The sequence below is a fragment of the Vibrio sp. 10N.222.52.C12 genome (assembly GCF_041474215.1).
Lineage (GTDB): Bacteria > Pseudomonadota > Gammaproteobacteria > Enterobacterales > Vibrionaceae > Vibrio > Vibrio crassostreae_C.
In genome coordinates, this window is record NZ_JBFRTR010000232.1 from 1 (window position 1) to 2,269 (window position 2,269).

The 2,269-nt window shown below is 41.5% G+C and carries 3 protein-coding genes; 1 reads left to right on the forward strand and 2 read right to left on the reverse strand.

Annotated elements, in window-relative coordinates; all coding sequences use genetic code 11:
* The first annotated feature begins 335 nt into the window (after positions 1-335).
* The gene (gene mutH / locus AB4623_RS23995; RefSeq protein WP_102332791.1) at positions 336-1,001 is read left to right on the forward strand and encodes a DNA mismatch repair endonuclease MutH; all 666 of its coding nucleotides are present in this window, start codon (positions 336-338) and stop codon (positions 999-1,001) included.
* Between the two features lie 68 nt (positions 1,002-1,069).
* On the opposite strand, the gene AB4623_RS24000 is transcribed toward mutH, so the two are convergent.
* Both AB4623_RS24000 and AB4623_RS24005 read right to left on the reverse strand, forming a co-directional pair.
* Positions 1,070-1,381, reverse strand: coding sequence for a DUF6482 family protein (locus AB4623_RS24000; protein ID WP_004735016.1), 312 nt, complete (start codon positions 1,379-1,381; stop codon positions 1,070-1,072).
* Between the two features lie 214 nt (positions 1,382-1,595).
* Positions 1,596-1,847 (reverse strand): hypothetical protein, encoded by a 252-nt coding sequence (locus AB4623_RS24005; RefSeq protein ID WP_004735015.1) that lies wholly within the window; start codon positions 1,845-1,847, stop codon positions 1,596-1,598.
* Between the last annotated feature and the right edge of the window lie 422 nt (positions 1,848-2,269).

Sequence of the window (2,269 nt, forward strand, 5' to 3'; positions counted from 1 at the left end):
ATATAAATCAGTAAATTAAAATAACATTCTAGTTTTAAAAAACATTAGAAATGTAAAAGATCTTTCAGAAACCTGACATGGTTAAAGATCAACCACTCCGATGTTTATCCACACTACTAAGTGAAAGATTCATTTTGAACCCCATTTGGCAAGCATTTTATCCACCATAAACCCCTGTTTATTTATCCACTAAATTAATATTTCAATTAATTACCTTTATGTCCTGTGGATAACCCTGAGTTTGATCCCTTCTCTCGCAAGGAGATCATTTCTTAACCAGTCGTCATTTGGTGATAACTTCTGATAAAATCATTTTTTTGATCATGCCTTTTATTATGAAACCAGAACCACAAACACAACAAGAGCTGTTAGAGCGCGCGTATGCCATCGCCGGAATGACCTTTAAAGAGCTCGCTGACGAAGCTGAGATGGTGATGCCAAACGACCTTAAGCGTGATAAAGGCTGGGTTGGGCAGCTATTGGAATGGCACTTGGGTGCACCTGCAGGCAGTAAGCCAGAACAAGATTTTGCCAAGCTCGGTATCGAGCTAAAAAGCATTCCGATTAGCTACTCTGGCAAGCCACTCGAAACCACCTTTGTGTGTGTTGCTCCTTTGATGGGTGTGCAAGGCATAACTTGGGAAACCAGCCACGTTCGAAACAAGCTGTCTAAGGTGTTGTGGATCCCTGTCGAGGGAGAAAGAGAGATCCCGCTAGCAGAGAGGCATGTAGGATCCCCTTTGCTATGGACACCAAGCGAGGCTGAAAACGAGCTTCTAAAAAGGGATTGGGAAGAACTGATGGAATTGATCGTGTTAGGCAATGTTGAACAAATAACAGCAAGGCACGGTGAAGCGCTGCATCTACGACCAAAAGCCGCCAACAGCCGAGTGTTAACGGAAGCCTACGGTGCAAGTGGAAAGCCCATCAAGACTAAACCGCGTGGTTTTTACCTAAGAACTCAATTCACCCACAAATTGCTGACGACACACTACGCATAGGTCGCTTAACGCACTTCAAAGATAGGATGATCAGTGTGTTATCAACCGTCGGTAGTAAGAAACGAGTTCTAATGAGGTTTGAGCGCCAGTTCAATATCACAGTAGCTTTGGCTTGGCTCATTACCAAACTCATCATAGGCGTTGTGTAAGCGAAGATACGCCTTTTCAAAGCCGAGCCGGAGTAACTCTTCTTTCACTTGATCCAAGGATCCAAAGTGAAGCGGCTCACCGTCTTGCTTTACCGGTTCTAGCTTGTGTTTATATTCCACTGCTAATAGATATTCCGAGATATCGGAACAGCCAATAACGTATACCTTTGGTGTTTGATACGAGTCTTTGTGCTCTCCATGTAACCACATGTCTAATTGATGCTTTTGCATAGCCAGCCTCCCTTGCTCTATAAAGCGTAGTAGAACTCTTTTTCTTTACTAGATAACGACTTAAAAAAGCACACATAACGGCTTAAAAAAGCAAAAAAGAGAAGCAAGTGCTTCTCTTTTTTGGCCAGTTCTAGTTCAAAAGCTTGCACTTCCGACGCCACAACTATCGCTGATATTTATCTTAAGGGGTGAAAGGCGCTATCACCCCACAAGATTACGTCGGTATTCGCGCGCTTAAGACTCGACGAAGGTGACGAACTCGACGTTCAATCGTAACGACTTCAGGTTCAGAAAAACCAATTGGTCGACCATCGGCTTCAAGGCCAATATCTCTCAATAAATGAGTATTGTTCCATGGTAGATCGTATGAACTACGACGAACTTTTCGTTGCCATTCACGTTCTTCACGACGAAGGTCTGCACGGATAAGGACTGTTGCTAGTTTTAAGTATACTGAGTGACGCATAATAACTCTCCAGTTGTAAAATAAACTGAGGAAAAATAGCGTGTTAAATAGTATGAGGGCTTCTCAATTAGCTGCTATTTTTCCGCAGCCAAATAAGGGTACGGATCTATTAGTTAGGTTTATCTTGGGTGTTTCGATCGGCCATGGCTGATGTTTGTGACATAACAGTCACCATGTCAGTACACGGATCAAACGACGCGCAAATATGCTGTATAAAATCGAAATGTTTCATTTGCGCCTCCAAACTAACTAAAAAATCCAAAAAGAAATGAGATAATAAAAGCAAATAAGTCTTTGTTAAACCATTGCTTTCACGGTTAAAGTCTAACCAAGTGAGTATATTATTCAACCGATAATTGATTAACAATTTCAAAACAAATGATTCACCCAAAATATTAGTTGCATATTACTTTATATATAAC

Coding starts and splice junctions, on each gene's coding strand:
- mutH (WP_102332791.1), top strand. CDS start 336: ATGAAACCAGAACCACAAACACAACAAGAGCTGTTAGAGCGCGCGTAT.
- AB4623_RS24000 (WP_004735016.1), bottom strand. CDS start 1,381: ATGCAAAAGCATCAATTAGACATGTGGTTACATGGAGAGCACAAAGAC.
- AB4623_RS24005 (WP_004735015.1), bottom strand. CDS start 1,847: ATGCGTCACTCAGTATACTTAAAACTAGCAACAGTCCTTATCCGTGCA.